Annotated in this window: 13 protein-coding genes; 4 read left to right on the top strand and 9 right to left on the bottom strand. The window is 70.0% G+C overall.

Going from position 1 to position 18,669, the window contains the following annotated elements; genetic code table 11:
* Window positions 1-375 precede the first annotated feature (375 nt).
* The 9 genes from hflX to dusB form a co-directional block, all read right to left on the bottom strand.
* Complete coding sequence (gene hflX / locus ACFOMP_RS08025; RefSeq protein ID WP_379029301.1) at window positions 376-1,683, bottom strand: GTPase HflX; 1,308 nt, start codon at window positions 1,681-1,683, stop codon at window positions 376-378.
* Window positions 1,684-1,917 (bottom strand): RNA chaperone Hfq, encoded by a 234-nt coding sequence (gene hfq, locus ACFOMP_RS08020; RefSeq protein ID WP_010394165.1) that lies wholly within the window; start codon window positions 1,915-1,917, stop codon window positions 1,684-1,686.
* A 76-nt stretch (window positions 1,918-1,993) separates the two neighbouring features.
* A complete protein-coding gene (locus tag ACFOMP_RS08015; protein ID WP_289895764.1) occupies window positions 1,994-3,616 on the bottom strand; it encodes a TrkH family potassium uptake protein in 1,623 nt (540 codons plus the stop codon).
* 8 nt (window positions 3,617-3,624) lie between these two features.
* A complete protein-coding gene (gene trkA / locus ACFOMP_RS08010; RefSeq protein ID WP_289895765.1) occupies window positions 3,625-5,001 on the bottom strand; it encodes a Trk system potassium transporter TrkA in 1,377 nt (458 codons plus the stop codon).
* A gap of 334 nt (window positions 5,002-5,335) precedes the next feature.
* Entirely contained in the window at window positions 5,336-6,724 is a 1,389-nt protein-coding gene (ntrX, locus tag ACFOMP_RS08005) for a nitrogen assimilation response regulator NtrX (protein ID WP_289895766.1), read from the bottom strand.
* Window positions 6,721-8,925, bottom strand: coding sequence for a sensor histidine kinase NtrY-like (locus ACFOMP_RS08000; protein ID WP_379029479.1), 2,205 nt, complete (start codon window positions 8,923-8,925; stop codon window positions 6,721-6,723). Before ACFOMP_RS08000 ends, ntrX begins: the two co-directional genes overlap by 4 nt.
* 137 nt (window positions 8,926-9,062) lie before the next feature.
* Window positions 9,063-10,523, bottom strand: a complete 1,461-nt coding sequence (locus ACFOMP_RS07995; protein ID WP_379029294.1) for a response regulator — start codon at window positions 10,521-10,523, stop codon at window positions 9,063-9,065.
* A gap of 9 nt (window positions 10,524-10,532) precedes the next feature.
* Complete coding sequence (locus tag ACFOMP_RS07990; protein ID WP_379029291.1) at window positions 10,533-11,690, bottom strand: two-component system sensor histidine kinase NtrB; 1,158 nt, start codon at window positions 11,688-11,690, stop codon at window positions 10,533-10,535.
* Window positions 11,687-12,736: a tRNA dihydrouridine synthase DusB gene (dusB, locus tag ACFOMP_RS07985; RefSeq protein ID WP_379029288.1), complete on the bottom strand. Its 1,050-nt coding sequence runs from the start codon at window positions 12,734-12,736 to the stop codon at window positions 11,687-11,689. Before dusB ends, ACFOMP_RS07990 begins: the two co-directional genes overlap by 4 nt.
* Before the next feature lie 232 nt (window positions 12,737-12,968).
* On the opposite strand from dusB, the gene ACFOMP_RS07980 reads away from it, so the two are divergent.
* The 4 genes from ACFOMP_RS07980 to ACFOMP_RS07965 all read left to right on the top strand — a co-directional run bounded on the left by ACFOMP_RS07980 (window position 12,969) and on the right by ACFOMP_RS07965 (window position 18,407).
* Entirely contained in the window at window positions 12,969-14,351 is a 1,383-nt protein-coding gene (locus ACFOMP_RS07980) for an L-serine ammonia-lyase (RefSeq protein WP_379029285.1), read from the top strand.
* Window positions 14,352-14,478: 127 nt separating this feature from the next.
* Window positions 14,479-15,450, top strand: coding sequence for a hypothetical protein (locus tag ACFOMP_RS07975; protein WP_379029282.1), 972 nt, complete (start codon window positions 14,479-14,481; stop codon window positions 15,448-15,450).
* Window positions 15,451-15,543: 93 nt separating this feature from the next.
* Window positions 15,544-17,742 carry a YjbH domain-containing protein gene (locus ACFOMP_RS07970; RefSeq protein WP_379029279.1) on the top strand — a complete coding sequence of 733 codons (2,199 nt, stop codon included), beginning with the start codon at window positions 15,544-15,546 and terminating at the stop codon, window positions 17,740-17,742.
* Complete coding sequence (locus ACFOMP_RS07965; protein WP_289895773.1) at window positions 17,739-18,407, top strand: YjbF family lipoprotein; 669 nt, start codon at window positions 17,739-17,741, stop codon at window positions 18,405-18,407. Before ACFOMP_RS07970 ends, ACFOMP_RS07965 begins: the two co-directional genes overlap by 4 nt.
* Window positions 18,408-18,669 lie beyond the last annotated feature (262 nt).

The raw sequence follows: 18,669 nt of genomic DNA, 5'->3' as shown, positions 1-18,669 counted from the left end.
TCGGCACCAGCGCGGCGGCGATCACCGTCTCGCGCCCCGGCGCCAACCCGCCCTGGGCGGGCGAACTCGCCGCCCTGCCGGCCTGACGCCCCCCGGGCGGAAAACCCGCCCCGGCCGCCCGGCGCGACACGGGTGTCCGGGGAACAGCGAAGCCGCCATGGCCCGGAACAGACCGTCAGGAAGAGATTCGGGTATTTGGAAAACGGTGAAAGCGAAAAGGCCGCGCCCTGCGGACCGGACCGGCTGCCGCCGTCTCCCAATGCTCAGATCGCGGCCATTCAACCGGGAATCGACCGCGCCCGACTCTCGGGACCGCGGCTTTTCACCGTTTTCCAAATACCCCTGCCGCCCGCGCCGCCCGCGGGACCGGCCCGGTCAAAGCGCCTCGAAGGCTGCCTTTTGCCGTTCCGTCCAGCGCAGGCGCAGATGCACGCCCTCCTCGGCCGACTCCTCGGCCACCACCACGCCGTGCTCGTGCAGCCAGGCCCGGCGGCGGCCGTCGGAATGCGGCAGCAGCAGTTCGGCATCAAGGCGCGGTTCGTCCAGCGCCTCGGCCAGGCGTTCCTCGATGGCGGCCAGCAGCGCGTCCACCCCCTCGCCGGACAGGGCCGAGATCGTCTGGACGCCGGCGGTGCGGGCATCGGTACGCTGCAGCGCCGCGCGGGTTTCGGGCGAAAGCGCGTCGATCTTGTTCCAGACCTCGATCAGCGGCACGTCTTCCTCGACGCCCAGCGAATCGAGGATCTCGCCCACGTCGCCGGCCTGCTCCTCGGTTTCGGGGTGGCTGATGTCGCGCACATGCAGGATCAGGTCGGCGGCCAGCACTTCTTCCAGCGTGGCGCGGAAGGCGGCGACCAGTTCATGCGGCAGGTCGCTGATGAAGCCCACCGTGTCCGACAGGATCACCCGCCGGCCGCCCGGCAGCAGCATCTGCCGCATGGTCGGATCCAGCGTGGCGAAAAGCTGGTCCTGCGCCAGCACCTCGGCCCCGGTCAGCCGGTTGAACAGCGTGGATTTCCCGGCATTGGTGTAACCCACCAGCGCCACGATCGGATAGGGCACCTTGGCGCGCGCCTTGCGGTGCAGTTCGCGGGTCTTGACCACCCGCCCAAGCTGCCGGCGCAGGCGGATCACCTGCTCGTCGATGGCGCGGCGGTCGGCCTCGATCTGCGTCTCGCCCGGACCGCCGACGAAGCCCAACCCGCCGCGCTGGCGTTCCAGGTGGGTCCAGGCCCGGACCAGCCGGGTGCGCTGATAGGCCAGCGCCGCCAGCTCGACCTGCAGCACCCCCTCGCGGGTCTGCGCCCGGTCGGCGAAGATCTCGAGGATCAGCCCGGTGCGGTCGAGGATCTTGACGCCCCAGTCCTTTTCCAGGTTGCGCTGCTGCACCGGCGTCACCGGCCCGTCGATCAGCACCAGCTCCGCCCCCTCGCCCTCGGCGGCGGCCTGCAGGTGCTGGCCGATCTCCTCGCGCTTGCCCTTGGAGAACAGCATGCCCGGATCGGGATTGCGCAGCCGCGCCACCTCGGCGCCGGTCACCTCGATGGCGGGCAGGGCATGGGCCAGCGCCACGGCCTCCTCCAGCGCCAGCTCGGGCGAGCGGCGGGTGCGCGAATTGCCCAGATCGGGATGGATCACATAGGCGCGGGTCGGCCGCTCGCGGGTTTCCGAGGGTTCGGCCAATCAGTCCTCACCCTCATAAAGGCTGATCGGCTGCCCCGGCATGATGGTCGAGATGGCGTGCTTGTAGACCAGCTGCGACTGACCGTCGCGGCGCAGCAGCACGCAGAAATTGTCGAACCAGGTGATGACACCCTGCAGTTTCACACCATTGATAAGAAAAATCGTCACCGGAACCTTGCCCTTGCGGACATGGTTCAGAAAAGCGTCCTGGAGGTTCTGTTTGTCGCCGGCCATTCGTTGCACCTTGTTCTTATCGCTGGTTTTCAAGACTTAGGCGAGCAGGCAGCGGCTTGCAAGCATGTGATCGGCGCTAACGGCGCCAGTATTCCGGTGAAAACAACGCCAGGATGGCCAGGGTCTCGACCCGGCCGACCACCATCGCCGCCGCCAGCACCGCCTTGGTCAGCGCCGGCAGGCCGGCCCAGCCCTCCCACGGGGCGCCGGCCATGCCGGCCGAGCCCTGGAAGCTGGGGGTCAGCGGAATCGCCCCGGCCAGCGGCCCGGTATTGGTCAGCGCCGCGATGGACAGAATCGTCGCCGAATCGAATTCGATCCGCTGCAACGAGATCAGCATGACCGTCACCGCGATCGAACTGGCGAACAGCATGAAGAAGATGAAGGCGAGATAGGCGCCCTCGCGGCGCAGCCGCCGCGCCATCAGCCCGCCGCCGCCGACCGAGCTGGGATGCACGATCTTGTCCAGCTCGCGCTCGGCATGGCGGGCCAGCGCATAGACCCGCAACAGCTTCACCCCGCCGGCGGTGGTGGCGACGCCGCCGCCCATCAGCGCCAGCCCGGCCAGCATCAGCCCGGGAGAGCTGAGCCCCGACCAGTTGCGCGCGCCCTGCCATTCGACCGAGTTCCAGCCGGTGGTGGTCAGGTAGCTGAGGCCGTTGAAGATCCCGCCCCAGGCGGCCGAGGCGGCGCTGTCCAGCGTGTCCAGCACCCCCTGGGCGCCGGTGGGCGAGACGCCGATGGCGCCGGCGAAATGCCGCAGGAACAGCATGGCCGAGACCAGCAGCACCACGCCCGCCGCCATGCGCAGCTCGGGATCGCCGGTCCAGCTTTCGCTGGTGTTCAGCTCGCCGCCGCCGGGCCAGAAACGCCGCGACAGGGCCGGGACCAGGAACAGGAAGATCACCGCCTCGCCGGCGATGCCGCTGCCCTGCCCGGCCGGACCGCCCACCGGGCTGATGCCGCTGGTCGACAGCGTGCCCATGGCGCGGGTCAGCGCCACCAGCCCGTTCTCGCCCAGCATCAGCAGGATCGTCCACATCAGCAGCGTCAGCCCGGCATAGGGCGGGAACACCGCCCGCGCCGCCCGCATCACCCGATGCACCGGATCGACCAGTTCGGTCTGGAAGGCCGGGGTGGAAAGGTGGGTGACCACCGCGACGCTCTCGGCCGAGCGCGGCAGCCGCTCGAAGCGCTCGCTGCGGCCATAGGGCGAGGACAGGATCTCGAACCCGCCGACCCGCAGCGGCGCCAGCAGGGCGATGGCCGCGACCAGCATGAACAGCCCGCCCAGCCAGCCGACCACGGCCCGCCACAGATGCAGCGGCGCCGGCAGCAGGTCGGCGGCATAAAGCGTGGCGCCGGTGGTGGTCAGGCAGGAAATCATCTCCCACCAGGCGTTGAAGAAGCCGGTATCGGGCAGGGAAATGGCAAAGGGCACCGCCAGCATGGCGGGCAGCAGCAGCATGGTGCCCAGCATGGTCAGCAGCACGCTGCGCGCCCGCGGCCCCTCGGGTTCCTCGGCGGTGGCCAGGCCCAGGATCGCGGCCAGAAGGACGAAAAGCCCGGCGCAGCCCAGGAAGATCGCGCCGATCTTGTGGCTGTCGATGGCATGGGCGTAAAGCCCCGGCACCACCATGGCCGCGCCGCCGATCCCGGCCAGGATCACCATCAGGGGCAGTCGCAGAAGCAGCCGCATCCCGGGCCTCAGAAGAAGTCGATCGAGACCTGCAGCAGGCGCTCGACCTCGGGAATGTCGGAGGCAAGGGCGAAGATCACCACGATATCGCCCTCTTCGATGCGCAGGTCGCCGGTGGGCTTGACCACCCGGTCGCCCTTCTGCACCGCGCCCATCAGCGCGCCTTCGGGAAATTCGATGTCGCGCACCGCCCGGCCCGAGATCGGCGAGGTCGAGAGCACCTGCGCCTCGATCACCTCGGCCTCGGCATCGCCGATGGAATAGATGTCGCGCACCCGGCCGTGCCGGATATGGCGCAGGATGGTGGACACGGTGCTGGCGCGCGGGTTGATGAAGGCGTCGATGTCCAGGGGTTCCATCAGCGACATCAGCGTCGGGTCGTTGACCAGCGAGATCGCCAGCTTGGCGCCGGCCTGCTTGGCACGCACCGCGGCCAGGATATTGGTCTTGTCGTCGTCGGTGATCGCCAGAACCGCATCGGCACGCGGCACCGCCGCCTCCTCCAGCAGCTCGGCGGAAAGCCCGTCGCCATTCAGCACGATGGTGCGGTTCAGCGCGTCGGCCGCGTCCTCGGCCCGGCCGCGGCTGCGCTCGATCAGCTTGACGCGCACCCGCTCGGGCCGCGCCTCCAGCGATTGCGCGACGGCAAGGCCGACATTGCCGGCGCCGATGATGACGACGCTTTCCTGCTTGGCCATGGGCTTGCCGAAGATCTCCAGCGTGCGCGGCACGTCCTCGCTCAGGGTGAAGACATAGATCTGGTCGCCCTCGAACAGCTGGTCGCCCGGCTCGGGCGCGAACAGCCGGCCGCCGCGCCGCACGCCGGTGACGATGGCGCTGAGGCTGGTGAACATCTCGTTCAATTGCCGCAGCGGCGTGTTCAGCACCGGGCTGTCGGGATCCAGCAGGATGCCCAGCAGGTGCAGCCGCCCGTCGAGAAAGGTCTCGGCATCGAAGGTCGAGGGCGCCGAAAGCCGTTGCAGGGCCGCCCGCGCCACCTCGCGCTCGGGGCTGATGACCACGTCGATGGGCAGATGGTCGGTGCGGTAGAGATCGGACCAGATCGCGTCGAGATAGGCCGAGCTGCGCAGCCGCGCGATCTTCCGCGGCACCTGAAAGACGGAATGCGCCACCTGGCAGGTGACCATGTTCACCTCGTCCGAATGGGTGGCGGCGATGATCAGATCGGCATCGCGGGCGCCGGCGCGGTCCAGCACGTCGGGATGGCTGGCAAAACCGGTGACGCCCTGCACGTCCAGCGCATCGGTGGCGCGGCGGATCAGCTCGGCATTGGTATCGATGATGGTGACATCGTTGCGTTCGCCCGCCAGATGGCGCGCGATGTGCCAGCCGACCTGCCCCGCCCCGCAGATGATGATCTTCATTCCGGCCCCGGTTCATGCCCTTCGTGAAGCGCGATCCTAACGCGCGCCGCGCGTGGCGGATACAGCGAAAACGCCGCGGCCTGATCGGCGGTCACCCTGCGCGCTTCGCCGTCGCCAGGGTATTTGGAAAACGGTGAAGGGCGGAGGCGGCGCCCCGGACAACCGGGAACCCCCGGGCATTCCAGGGCGGTCCGGGGCGCTTTCACCGTTTGCGGTCATCGGCTCCCCAGCCTGTCCCGCGCAACCTGAATACCCCGGTGAAGTTAAGAAAAGCCTAACGCTTTCACCGTTTTCCAAATACCCCGGCGACCGCGCCGCAAACGCGGCGGCACCGTCATTTCCCCATCACCTCTTCCTCGACGCGCATGCCGCCGACGACGCCCAGCGACTTGAGCTTGCGATGCAGGGCCGAGCGCTCCATGCCGACGAATTGCGCCGTGCGGCTGATATTGCCGCCGAAACGGTTGATCTGCGCCAGCAGGTATTCCCGCTCGAAGAGTTCGCGCGCCTCGCGCAGCGCCAGGCTGGTGATCTGCGGCCCCAGCGCCAGGGCCTCGCCGGTGGTGGTGGTGCCGTTCTGGGTCTCCAGTTCCGAGGGCTGGATCGGCCCGATGCCGTCACCCAGGATCAGCACCCGTTCGATCACGTTGCGCAGCTGGCGGATGTTGCCCGGCCAGCCCATCGCCTGCAGCGCCGCGCAGGTCTCCTCGGGCAGGGCGCGCAGCGGCAGGCCCTGGCCGGCGTGGAACAGCTCGATGAAATGCCCGGCCAGCATCGGGATGTCGTCGCGGCGGTCGGCAAGCGACGGCACCGCCACCGGCACCACGTTCAGCCGGTCGTAGAGCTCCTGGCGGAAGCGGCCGGCGGCGATTTCCGCCGCCAGATCGCGGTTGGTCGAGGAGATCACCCGCAGGTCCACCCGCACCTTGTCGGTGCCGCCCGAGCGCTGGAACTGCTGCTCGGTCAGCACCCGCAGGATCTTGGGCTGGGTGCCCAGCGGCATGTCCGCCACCTCGTCGAAATAGATCACCCCGCCATGCGCCTGTTCCAGCAGCCCCGGCTCGATGCCGCGCTCGGGCGTCTCGCGGCCGAACAGCACCTCCTCCATGTGGTCGGGCTCGATGGTGGCGCAGGGCACGGTGACGAAGGGCTCGCGCGCCCGCGGGCTGTGGGCGTGGACATAGCGGGCGGCGATCTCCTTGCCCGCCCCCGGCTCGCCGGTCAGCATCACCCTGCCGTTCGACTTCGCCACCTTGTCGAGCTGTTCGCGCAGCCGGCGGAAGGGCGCGGAATTGCCCAGCATTTCCGAGGCCCGCGCCTCGCCGCGCTTGAGGGTCGAGTTCTCGCGCCGCAGCCGCGCCGTCTCCATGGCGCGGCGGATCACCACCAGCAGCTGGTCGATGTTGAAGGGCTTCTCGATGAAGTCATAGGCGCCCTGCTTGATCGCCGCCACCGCGATCTCGATATTGCCGTGGCCCGAGATGATGACCACCGGCACGTCGGGATTGTTGCGCTTGACCTGCTTGAGGATGTCGATCCCGTCCATCTTGCTGTCCTTCAGCCAGATGTCGAGGATCATCAGCGCCGGCTCGGCCGCGTTCAGCTCGGCCACCGCCTGGTCGGAATTGGCGGCGAGGCGGGTCGAGAAGCCCTCGTCGCGCAGGATGTCGGAAATCAGCTCGCGGATGTCCCGCTCGTCATCGACAATCAGAATATCGCTCATTTGAATGTTTCCTGCTCGTGTTTCTGGCGGCGCGCGGACAGGCGCACCGGCTGGCGCTCGCGCGGCAGACGGATCTCGGCCATGGCGCCGCGTCCCTCGGGGGCGTCGGTCAGCATCAGGCTGCCGCCGTGCTCCTCGACGATCTTCTTGACGATCGGCAGGCCCAGGCCGGTGCCGCCGGGTTTCATGGTGACATAGGGCTCGAAGAGCCGGGTGCGGTCCTCGGGCAGTCCGGGGCCGTTGTCGGTGATGCGGATGGTCACCGCATCGGGGGCGGCGCGCAGCATGACCCGGACCTGCGGCGCCCAGCCCTCGGGCGGGGCGGCGCGCAGCTCGTCCAGCGCCTCGCCGGCGTTCTTCAACAGGTTGGTGAAGACCTGCCGCATCATCCCGGCATCGGCATCGACGATCACCGGCTCGTCGGGGATGTCCGAGACCAGCGCGCCCTGCAGCGCGTCGCGCTGCATCAGCTCGGCATCGCGCAGCAGCTTGACGATGTCGGTTTCCTTGCGGTCCGGTTCCGGCATGCGGGCGAAGCGGCTGAACTCGTCCACGATCCGGCGCAGGTCGTTGGTCTGGCGGATGATCACCTCGGTATATTGCTCCAGCGCCTCGCGTTCCTCGCCGGCGATGGGGCCGAACTTGCGCTTCAGCCGCTCGGCCGAAAGCTGGATCGGGGTCAGCGGGTTCTTGATCTCATGCGCGACGCGGCGGGCCACGTCGCCCCAGGCGGCCATGCGCTGCGCCGACACCAGATCGGTCACGTCGTCCAGCGCCACCACATAGCCTTCCAGCCCGCCGGCGGCGCCGCGGCGGATCGCCATGCGCACCAGCAGGCTTTCGACGCGGCCCTCGCGGGTCAGGCGGATCTCGTCCTGCACCGATTCGTTCACCGATTGCGACAGCCGCTCGAACAGCGGCGCGAATTCCGGCACCGCCTCGGACAGCAGCCGGTCATGCGCCGCCGCCGGATCGAGGCCCAGCAGCCGGGTGGCCGAGCGGTTCAGGAAGTCGATCTCGCCCGCCGCATCCAGTCCGATCACCCCGGCGGTGACCGAGGACAGCACGGAATCGAACAGCCGGCGCTGGTCGTCGGCGGCGCGGTAGCTTTCCACCAGCTCCTGGCGCTGCTGTTTCAGCTGCCGGGTCATGCGGTTGAAACTTTCGCCCAGGGTCTGGATCTCGTCGCCGGTGTCGGGGGCGGGGATCTGGAAGTCCAGATTGCCCTCGCCCACCCGCTCGGAGGCCTCGGCCAGCCGGCCGATGGGTCGCGACAACCGGTCGGCGAACCACAGCCCCAACCACATCGCCGCCGCCACCAGAAGCAGCGCAAAGCCCAGGTAAAGCAGCGAGAACTCGAACAGCACCCGGCCGCGCTCCTGCTCGAGGCGCTGGTATTCGCCGACGGTCTGGCGGGTGTCGTCCAGCAGGCCCAGAAGGCTGCCGTCCACGTCGCGGGTGACATAGAGATAACGGTCGGCCAGCGGCGTCAGCGGCGCCAGGGCGCGGAATTCGTTGTTCTGCCAGTCCTCGATCAGCACCAGCCCGCGGGTCGCCGCCTCGTCGAACTGGGCGGGCGAAGGCTGTTCGTACCAGAACTGATAGCTGCGCTCGCCGCGGGCGCGGATGGTGCCGCGGCCGTCGATGATATAGGCCTCGCGCAATCCGCGCTGGATCTGGCTCTGGTAGTCGGTCAGCAGCAGCCGCAGGTCGCCGTCATCCAGCATCGGGTTCTGCCGCGCCGCCTGGGTCAGCGCCCCGCCCAGCAGCCGCGCGTCATTGGTCAGGTCGCGGCGGTGCTCCTCCTGATAGGCCTCGGCGGCCGAGAGCGAGGTCGAGACCACCTGCTGCACGCGGTTCGAGAACCAGCCTTCCAGGCCGATGTTCACCGTCAGCCCGGCGAACAGCGCCACCAGCACCGTGGGCACCAGCGCGATGGTGGCGAAGACGCCGACCAGCCGCATGTGCAGCCGCGAGCCGGCCGCCGACTTGCGCCGCGCCGCGACGATCTGCGCCATGCGCGCCACGACAAGCCCGGTCAGCACGATCAGGTAGAGCAGGTCGGCCAGCAGCACCAGCCGCAAGACCGAGCCGCCCGAAATGGCATTGGCGAAGGGGCCCATGACCGCAAAGGTCAGCCCGGCCAGCACCGGACCCAGCACCACCAGACCCAAGGTCGCGGCATTGCGATAAAAGCGCATCCGCCGCAGCCGCGCGACACGTTCCCATGCATCCCTGGACAGCGTTCCCGCCACTTGCCCGTCCTCGCGGTTTCGCCGCTGTGCCGCGGCCGTTCTGTGGCCGTTCAGCGACTCTCGCAAGGCCATCTGTGGCCGTTTTACATCAGTTTGCGGCGCCGTGTCACCTCGATATTCAGATCGGTCAGTTTCTTGCGCAAGGTATTGCGGTTGATGCCCAGAAGATCGGCACAACGCAGCTGATTGCCGCCCGTGGCGTCCAGCGCGATCTCCAGCAGCGGCTTTTCGATCTCGCGCAGGATGCGGTCGTAAAGGCCGGGCGGCGGCAGATCGTCGCCATGCAGGTCGAAATAGCGTTGCAGATGCATTTCCACCGATTGCGCCAGCCGCATATTCGCCGGCTCGCCCAGCGGCGTGACCGACGCGGCGGGACTGGCGGCCGCAGCCGCCGGCCGGGCGGCGGGGGCCGCGGCCGGGGCGGGCGGCATGATCGGGCTCGACTCGGCCTGGGCGGCGCGGGCCTCGGCCTCGGCGATCTCGGCCGCCGCGGCGGTCAGCGCCAGCCGGCGCATCAGGTTTTCCAGCTCGCGCACGTTGCCGGGAAAGGGATAGGCGCGGATCAGCGCCGTCGCGCCCTCGGACAGGCTGCGCTGCGGCAGGCCCTGCGCGGCGGCGCGGGCCAGCAGGTGCCGGGCCAGCGGCGGGATGTCGTCCACCCGCGCCCGCAGCGGCGGCACCGTCACCGTCACCCCGGCCAGCCGGTAATACAGATCCGCCCGCAACCGGCCCGCGGCCACATCGGCCTGCGGGTCCGGCCCGGTGGTGGACAAAAGGCGCGGCATCAGGTGGCGGCCCGGCCCGGCCTCCCAGGCCTCGATCATGCCGATCAGCCGGGCCTGGGCGGCGGCGTCGAAACCGGTCGGATCCTCGATCAGCAGCGTGCCGCCCTGCGCCCGTTCATCGGCATGATGGAGGGTCTCCTCGGACAGGTCGGCCGAGGTCAGTACCACGAAGCCCGCCTCGCGCCGGTCCGACAGGTCGTGGAACGAGCGCGCGACCACGGTCTTGCCCACCCCGGCCTCGCCGGCGATCATCACCGGCAGGTCGGCATTCAGCACCCGCGCCACCATGCGGAACAGGTTCTGCATCGCCGGGGCATGGCCGATCAGCGGCAGCGCCGGATCGGCGCCGGCTTCGGGCGCCGGGGCGCCGGCGGCGGCAGGATCGGCGCGGCGCAGCCGGCGCGACAGCGCCTGCCCGGCCCGGGTCATCAGGTCGGGCAGGTCGAAGGGCTTGGGCAGATAGTCGAAGGCCGCGGCCTCGGTCGCGCGGATGGCGGTGACAATGGTGTTCTGGGCCGAGATCACGATCACCGGCAGGTCGGGCCGCGCCTTGCGGATCGCCGGGATCAGCTCGATGCCGTTGCCGTCGGGCATCATCACATCGGTGATGACCAGATCGCCGCGCCCCTCCTCGACCCAGCGCTGCAGCTGCGCCAGCGAGCCGGTGGCATGGACCCGGCAGCCGGCCCGGGTCAGGGCCTGGGTCAGCACCGTGCGGATGGTGCGGTCGTCGTCGGCGATCAGAACGGTGCCATCCATGGGAAAACCTCAGGCTTTGGGCAGTGAAATGCGGAAAACGGTGCGACCGGGACGGGAGTCCAGCGCGATCCAGGCGCCATGGTCGGTGATGATCTTCGAGACCAGCGCCAGCCCCAGGCCGGTGCCGTTCTCGCGCCCCGAGACGAAGGGTTCGAAGACCTCGGCGACGATGGTCTCGGGGATGCCGGGGCCGTCATCCTCGATCTCGATCTGCAGCGGCAGGCTGCGGCCCTGCGGCTCGGCCTCTGTCGGGGCCAGGCGCAGGGTGCCGTCGTAGAAGCTGCGCAGCCGGATGGTGCCGCCCCGGCCCGCCCGGCCGATGGCCTCGGCGGCGTTCTTGACCAGGTTCAGGCAGACCTGCACCAGCTGATCGGCATCGACCAGCGCCGGCGGCAGCGAGGGGTCGTAATCGGGCACGATGCGCAGCCCCTTGCCGAAACCCACGGCGGCCGAGCGGCGCACCCGCTCCAGCACGTCATGCACGTTCACGGCGGACAGCCGCGGCGCCGAGGTGTCGCCGAAGCGTTCCACCTGGTCCAGCAATTCGACGATGCGGCGCGATTCCGCCACGATCAGATCGGCAAGGTCGCGGTCCTCGGCGGTCAGGTTCATGCCGATCAGCTGCGCCGCGCCGCGGATGCCGGCCAGCGGGTTCTTGATCTCATGCGCCAGCATCTCGGCCATGCCGATGGCCGAGCGCGCGGCCGAGCGCGCCGCCTGCCCCTGCCCCAGCCGGCCGCCGCCATCGGCGGGCGCCAGCAGGATGACGGTGCCGCCCCGCGGGCTGGGGGCCCGGCCGGCATGGACGGTGGCGATGCGGTCGGAATGCCCGCCCGAGCGGTCGCCGATCTCGAAGCGCACGCCGGCGCGGTTCAGCGCCTCGTGCCCCTCGTGCATCCGCGCGAGGATCGAGCCCAGCATCGGCACGATGCGCAGACGCTTGCGCATCTCGGCCCCCTCCAGCGCCTGGCCCAGCGACGAGCGGCAGGAGATGTTCAGGAACGCCTCGGCCAGGTCATTCATCGCCGCGATGCGGCCTTGCGCGTCCAGGATGATCGCGGGCAGGGGAAGCGCCGACCAGTTGGGCCCGACCTCGGCCGGGACGAAGCCGCCGCCGGCTTCCATCTCGGGATCGGGCAGCATGTCGGACCTGCCCCGGATTGTCATGAAGGCACCTCGGTGGCCTGGGCATTGGCATGAACGGCATCGACCAGCGCCGCATCGGCATCGCCGAAACCGGCGCGGATCGCGGTCAGCGCCGCCTCGGGCGTGGGGGCGCGCAGCAGCTCGGCGCGGTTCGGGGCGCCGTTCGCCTCGGCATACCAGCCCAGGTGCTTGCGGGCGACGCGCAGGCCCAGTTCGCGGCCGTAAAGCGACAGGATGTCGTGGTAATGTTCGGCCACCGCCTCGGCCAGCCGCGCGCCTTGCGGCACCTCGGGCGCCGGGGTGTTCCACAATTCATGCGCGATCTGCGCCAGCTTCCACGGCGCGCCCTGGGCGCCGCGTCCGACCATGACCGCATCGGCGCCGGATTGGCGCAGCGCGGCGCGGGCGCTGGCCGCGTCCACCACGTCGCCATTGGCGACCAGCGGCGGCCGGCCGGGCAGATTCGCCACCGCCCGAATCGCCGCCCAGTCGGCGCGGCCGGTATAGAACTGCGCCCGGGTGCGGCCATGCACGGTCAGCATCCGGACCCCGGCCCCGGCGGCGCGGGCGGCCAGCTCGGACGCGTTCAGGCAATCGGCGTCCCAGCCCAGCCGCATCTTCAGCGTCACCGGCAGATCGGGCACGGCGGCGACCACCGCCTCAATCAGCCCCAGCGCGTGATCGAGATCGCGCATCAGGGCCGCCCCCGACAGCCCGCCCGTCACCTTCTTGGCCGGGCAGCCCATGTTGATGTCGACGATGCGCGCACCCATGCCGGCGACGATGCGCGCGGTTTCCGCCATCGCCCGCGCCTCGCGCCCGGCGATCTGGACCGAGACCGGCAGCGCGCCCTCGGTCAGCGCCTTGGCGCGCACCGCGGCGCGGGTGGACGGGCGCGGCGTCACCATCTCGGTCGAGGCGACCATCTCGCTGACCATCAGCCCGGCCCCGCCATGGCGCAGGACGGCGCGGCGGAACGGCAGGTCGGTGATCCCGGCCATGGGCGCCAGGAAGATCGGCGGGCCAAGCCGCGTGGTGCCAAGGGTGATGGGTTCGGGCAGCGTCATGGAAAAACTCGTATGCCGGCTTCAGGGGATGCGAAAGAAAACGGCCTCTGCCCGCGTTCCGGGCCTTGGCGTCGCGACCGGTTTTGCCGCTTGTTTGTGCCGCCTGCCTAAATAACGTGCAGGTCACGACTCGTCAAATGTCGCGAAGCTGCTTAACTCCCGTCGCAGCCGCTCTGGTCCGCCGCCGGCCCCGCGGATAGACTGCAACGCCACTGACAAGAGGAGCCGCGGCATGTTTCTTTCGGTCTTCGACATCTTCAAGATCGGGGTCGGCCCGTCCTCGTCCCATACCATGGGCCCGATGGTTGCGGGAGGGCGTTTTCTCGACGCGCTGCGCGAGCAGCCGTTTCGCGCCCATGGGCTGCGCGCCAGCCTGCATGGCAGCCTGGCCTTTACCGGCAAGGGCCATGCCACCGACCGCGCCACCATCCTGGGCCTGGCGGATTTCCTGCCCGAAACCATGGATGCCGAGGCCGCCGAGGCCGCGCTGGAGAAGAACCGCGAGACGAAGATCCTGTCGCCGCGCGATCTGGGCGATCTGGCCTTCGACCCGGCAAGCGACCTGATCTTCGACTACGATCGCGCCCTGCCCGGCCATGCCAACGGCATGGTGCTGATGGCGACCGACGCGCAGGGCGACGTGATCTTCCGCGAGATCTATTACTCGATCGGCGGCGGCTTCGTGATGACCGAGGCCGAGCTGGCGGCGCGCGGCGACGACACCCGCACCGACGCCTCGCCCAAGGTGCCCTTCCCCTTCGCCTCGGCCGCCGAGATGCTGGAGATGGCCGAAAAATCGGGCAAGTCCATCGCCCAGATGAAGCGCGAGAACGAGCGGGTGTTCCGCAGCGATGCCGAGATTTCCGCCGGCATCCACCGGATCTGGCAGGTGATGCGCGACTGCATGGACCGGGGCCTTGAAGCCCGCGGCATCCTGCCCGGCGGGCTGTCGATCCGTCGCCGCGCCGCCGGCATCCGCGAGGCCCTGCAGGCCGAGGCGGGCATGAACCTGACCGCGCCGCATGTCATCAACGACTGGATGTCGATGTATGCCATGGCGGTGAACGAGGAGAACGCCGCCGGCGGTCAGGTGGTGACGGCGCCGACGAACGGCGCGGCCGGCGTGGTGCCGGCGGTGATCCGCTACTGGCTGGACCATGTGCCGGGCGCCTCGGAACGCCAGCTCGACGAGTTCCTGCTGACCGCCGCCGCCATCGGCGGGTTGATCAAGCACAATGCCAGCATCTCGGGCGCGGAATGCGGCTGCCAAGCCGAGGTCGGCTCGGCCAGCGCCATGGCCGCGGCCGGGATCTGCGCCGCGATGGGCGGCAGCGTCACCCAGGTCGAGAACGCGGCCGAAATCGCGCTGGAACATCACCTGGGCATGACCTGCGATCCGGTGCGGGGGCTGGTGCAGGTGCCCTGCATCGAAAGGAACGGCCTGGGCGCCATCAAGGCGGTTTCGGCCGCCAGCCTGGCCTTGCGCGGCGACGGCCAGCATTTCGTGCCGCTGGACGCCGCCATCGAGACCATGCGCCAGACCGGCCGCGACATGAGCGACAAGTACAAGGAGACCTCGCTCGGCGGACTCGCCGTCAACGTGCCGAACTGCTGAAACGGTTGCGAAACTTCGCGCAAACGCCGCCCCCGCAAGCTGCGGGGGCCTCTCGGCGCTTGCCCAAACCATGGGCTTCCTGTAGCCAATAATCATAAGCAAAACCCATGGAACCGGGACAGAGCAGATGAAATTCCGTTCGGCCTTTGCCGTGCTGTCGATGACAGTCGCCCTTGCAGCCTGTGGCGAACTGCCCTTCCAGAAAGCCGCGGAACCCGAGGCCGCCGGCCATACCGGCCCGCCGGGCGTCTCGCCGCTGGAACAGCCGATCGAGACCGGGACCGAGCAAAAGCCCGTCGCCACCGCCGAGGCCAGCACCATGGCCACCGCCATGTTCCGCGCCGCCGGCAGCGGCTGGACGGTGACAGCCGCCGACAAGACCGCGGTCTATGAACGGCCCGGCGCGAAATCCGTCGGCGTGACCGTGCGCCGCATGACCTATGCCAGCGGCGTGGAATTCATCGGCAACATGAACGGCCAGATCTTCGCGCTGAACATCCGCGCCCAGTCCTGCGAGAGCGGCGACCGGAAGACGCCCTTCACCGCCAATCTGCGCGTCGGCAGCCAGCGCCTGGCCGGCTGCGCCATCCCGACCGACGCCATGCCCAAGGCGCAGACCCGCGCCTCCTCGGCGGCGCCGAAGCCCAAGACCCAGCCGAAGCCGGCCGCGCCGGCGACGAAACCGGCCGAGAGCAAGCCGGTCGAGACGCAGCCCGCGACCGGAACCGCGCCCACCGCGCAGCCGGGCACCACCACCACGACGCCGGCGGCGGAAACGCCGTCCACCGGCACCCCGACGACCGGCACCCCGACGACAGGGGCGCCGACCACCCCGCCGCCGAGCAGCACGACCCCGGCCGCGGGGTCGGGCAGCGCCTCGGGCACCGAGGGCACGATCGCGACCACCCCCTCCGGCGCGACCGGCAGCGGCGCGGCTGGCGGCTCGGACGCCTCGACCGGGACGGCGACGGGAACGACCTCGGGGACCACGGCCGGCGCAACCTCCGGCACCGGCACCACCGGCACGACCGGCGGCGTTCCCGCGCCGGCGCTGGTGCTGCCGGCGACCCCGCCCGCCGCCGATACCGACAGCGAATAAGCCAAGATCCGGGTGCCGCGCGGGCCGATCCCCGCGCGGCGCCGGCCAACCCGCCAGCACAGGCTGCGGGCCACGACCTGAAAGGACCCGCCGATGCGCGCCCATTCGATCCTTACCCGTCGCCTGCTGGCCTCGACCGTGCCGGTGGCGCTTCTGCTTGGCCTTGGCAGCGGCCCGGCCCGCACCGATCCGATGATCGGCGATGTGCTGAACAGCTATGGCCTGCCCGGCGGTGTCGATACCCCCACGGCCGAGATGCTGCCGGACGCGACGCTGGGCGGCACGGTGTCCTATACCGACCGCAGCCGGCGGCATAACATCGTCTTCCAGCTGCATCCGCGGCTGACCACGGCGCTGCGCTATTCGCGGGTCGAGGGGATCAACGACCACAACGAACTGGGCCATCTCTGGGACCGTTCCTTCGACCTGCGCTTCCAGGTCCTGGACGAGGCGGGCTGGCGCCCGGCCGTCGCGGTCGGCCTGCAGGACTTCCTGGGCACCGGGATCTATTCCGGCGAATACATCGTCGCCACCAAGACCATCACCCCGAAAATCCGCGCCAGCCTGGGCATCGGCTGGGGCACCATGGCCGGCAACTCGCGGGTGATCGACATCACCGACACCGGCGGCAAGCCGAACGTGGACCAGTGGTTCCGCGGCAAGGCGCGGCCCTTCGGCTCGGTCACCTGGCAGGCGACGGACAAGCTGCGGCTGGTCGCCGAATATTCCAACGACAAATACACCGCCTTCTATCGCCGGGCCGACGGCAACGTCTTCGACGCGCCCCAGGGCGACGGCGATCCGGGCCGGTTCAACGTCGGCGCCTATTACACCTTCAGCCCCAGCTATCAGGTCGGGCTGTACACGCTGGGCGGCGACACCTTCGGGGCGCAGTTCAGCTTTGCGCTGAACCCGCGCAACGCGCCCTTCCCCTCGGGGCTGGAAAAGGCCCCGGCGCCGGTGCGGCCGCGCCCCGCGCCTTCGGCCGATCCCGAGGGCTGGTCGGGCGCCTGGTCGGCCGATCCGACCGCGCAGCCGGCGATCCAGACCGCGCTGGCCGACGCGCTGGCCGACGAGGGGCAGATGCTGGAATCCATGGCGCTGTCCGGCAGCCGCGCCGAGGTCCGCATCCGCAACACCCGCTATATCCAGCAATCCGAGGCCATCGGCCGCACCGCGCGGCTGATGAGCCGCGCCCTGCCGCCCTCGGTCGAGACGCTGGTCATCACCTCGAATTCCGAGGGCATGGCGACCTCCTCGGTGGTGCTGAAGCGCTCGGATGTCGAGCGGCTGGAGAATACCGAGGCCGGCCGCATCGCCAGCGCCTCGCAACTGGTCGATGCCGATCCGCGGCCGGGCGACCTGGTGACCACGCCGGGCCTGTTCCCGCGCTTCCGCTGGAACCTCGCGCCCTATCTGGACATCGGGGTCTTCGACCCGCAGGACCCGCTGCGCTACGAGGTCGGCGCGCAGCTGAAGGCCAGCTACGAGCTGATGCCGGGCCTGATCCTGTCGGGCACCGTGCGCCAGCGCGCCTTCGGCAGCATGGAACAGCGCGGGCCGGGCATTCCCGGCCAGCGCGGCGAGCATTACACGCCCGAGGACTATGTCTCGGACCCGGCCAACGAATACCTGAACGGCGTGCCGCGGGTCCGGTCGGACACCCGCATGTATACCGGCAACGACAGCCCGACCATCCCCGAGCTGACGCTGGCCTGGTATGCCCAGCCGACCGAGGCGGTCTATACCCGCATGACCGTCGGCCTGCTGGAGCGCGCCTATGGCGGCGTCTCGGGCGAGGTGCTGTGGAAGCCGGCGAACTCGCCGCTGGCCTTCGGCGCCGAGGTCAACCGGGTGAAGAAGCGCGACTTCGAGGATGTCTTCGGCTTCCGCGACTACGAGGTCACCACCGGCCATGTCTCGGCCTATTACGAATTCGCCAACGGCTTCACCGCGCAGCTGGATGTCGGCAAGTACTTGGCCGGCGACAAGGGCGCGACCTTCACCCTGACCCGCGAATTCGCCAATGGCTGGCGCATCGGCGCCTTCGCCACCAAGACCGACCTCAGCGACGAGGAATTCGGCGAGGGCTCGTTCGACAAGGGCATCACCCTCTCGATCCCGGTCTCCTGGGCGATCGGCACGCCGACCCGCGACCGGGCCGGCAGCACCCTGCGTTCGCTGTCGCGCGACGGCGGCGCCCGGGTGAACGTGAACGGCCGGCTCTACGACAAGGTCCGCGACGCGCAATCGGTCAAACTCTATCAGGGCTGGGGGGGCTTCTGGCGATGATCACGACCCGCATCCACAAGGCGGCGCTGTCGGCGCTGCTGGTCGCCGGACTGGCCGCCTGCGGCAACGACGACAGCGGCAACGACACCAACCCGCTGCTGATCGCCGCCAAGGCGGCCGGCGGCACCGTGGCGCGGGTGCGCGGCGACAAGGAGGCCGAGGCCCCCGCCCCCGCCCGCACGCCCGAGCAGATGGCCGCCGAGGCGTTGCGCGTGAACCCGGCGCCGCTGATCCTGGTCGGGTTCGAATCGCTGGGCCGCAGCCAGGTCCTGGCGATGACCGGGCAGAACGGCGCCATGCGGACCTATATGGCGCCCTCGAAAGAGGCGCTGATCCTGCGCGACGGCCTGGTCGTCGGCACGCGCGGCCTGGGCAACGACCTGTCGGTGGCCGAGCCGCAGACCGAGCCGCTGATCCGCGCCGGCCGCGCCGGCTCGGCCCCGCGGGTGATGCGCTATTACAGCGGCGACGGGCTGGAGCGGCCGTTGCGCTTCGACTGCACCGTCGGTCCCGGCCCGAAAGCCGGCGTGGTGGCGGAAAGCTGCGAAGGCCACGGCGCCAGCTTCCAGAACAGCTACATGCCGCAGGGCGGCCACCTGCCGGTCTCGCGCCAATGGCTGGGGCCGCGTCTGGGCTATGTCACCATCCAGACCCTGCGGCCCTGAACAGGCCCCAGGCGACGGCAAGGACGCGAAAGCCGGCCCCCGGGCCGGCTTCTTGCGTGTCTGATGCAGCTTGGCGCACAGGCAGCCGCATTCCGGCTCCCCGATCCCATGGCCCCGCGGCCCCGGCACGGCGCCGCCGCCCGGAACGGCCGGCCGCTTCCGCACCCGTCCCGGGCGCCCGAAAACCGGTCCCCAGACAGGCCAAAGGCGGAACACCGGGCCCTGTCCCGAATGGCCTGCCATGCCGGCGGCAGAACGCATG

This window comes from Paracoccus simplex, from assembly GCF_042648325.1.
GTDB classification, from domain to species: Bacteria; Pseudomonadota; Alphaproteobacteria; order Rhodobacterales; family Rhodobacteraceae; genus Paracoccus; species Paracoccus simplex.
The sequence above is the reverse complement of the archived record's forward strand: the minus strand, read 5'-3'. Positions and strand labels throughout refer to the sequence as shown.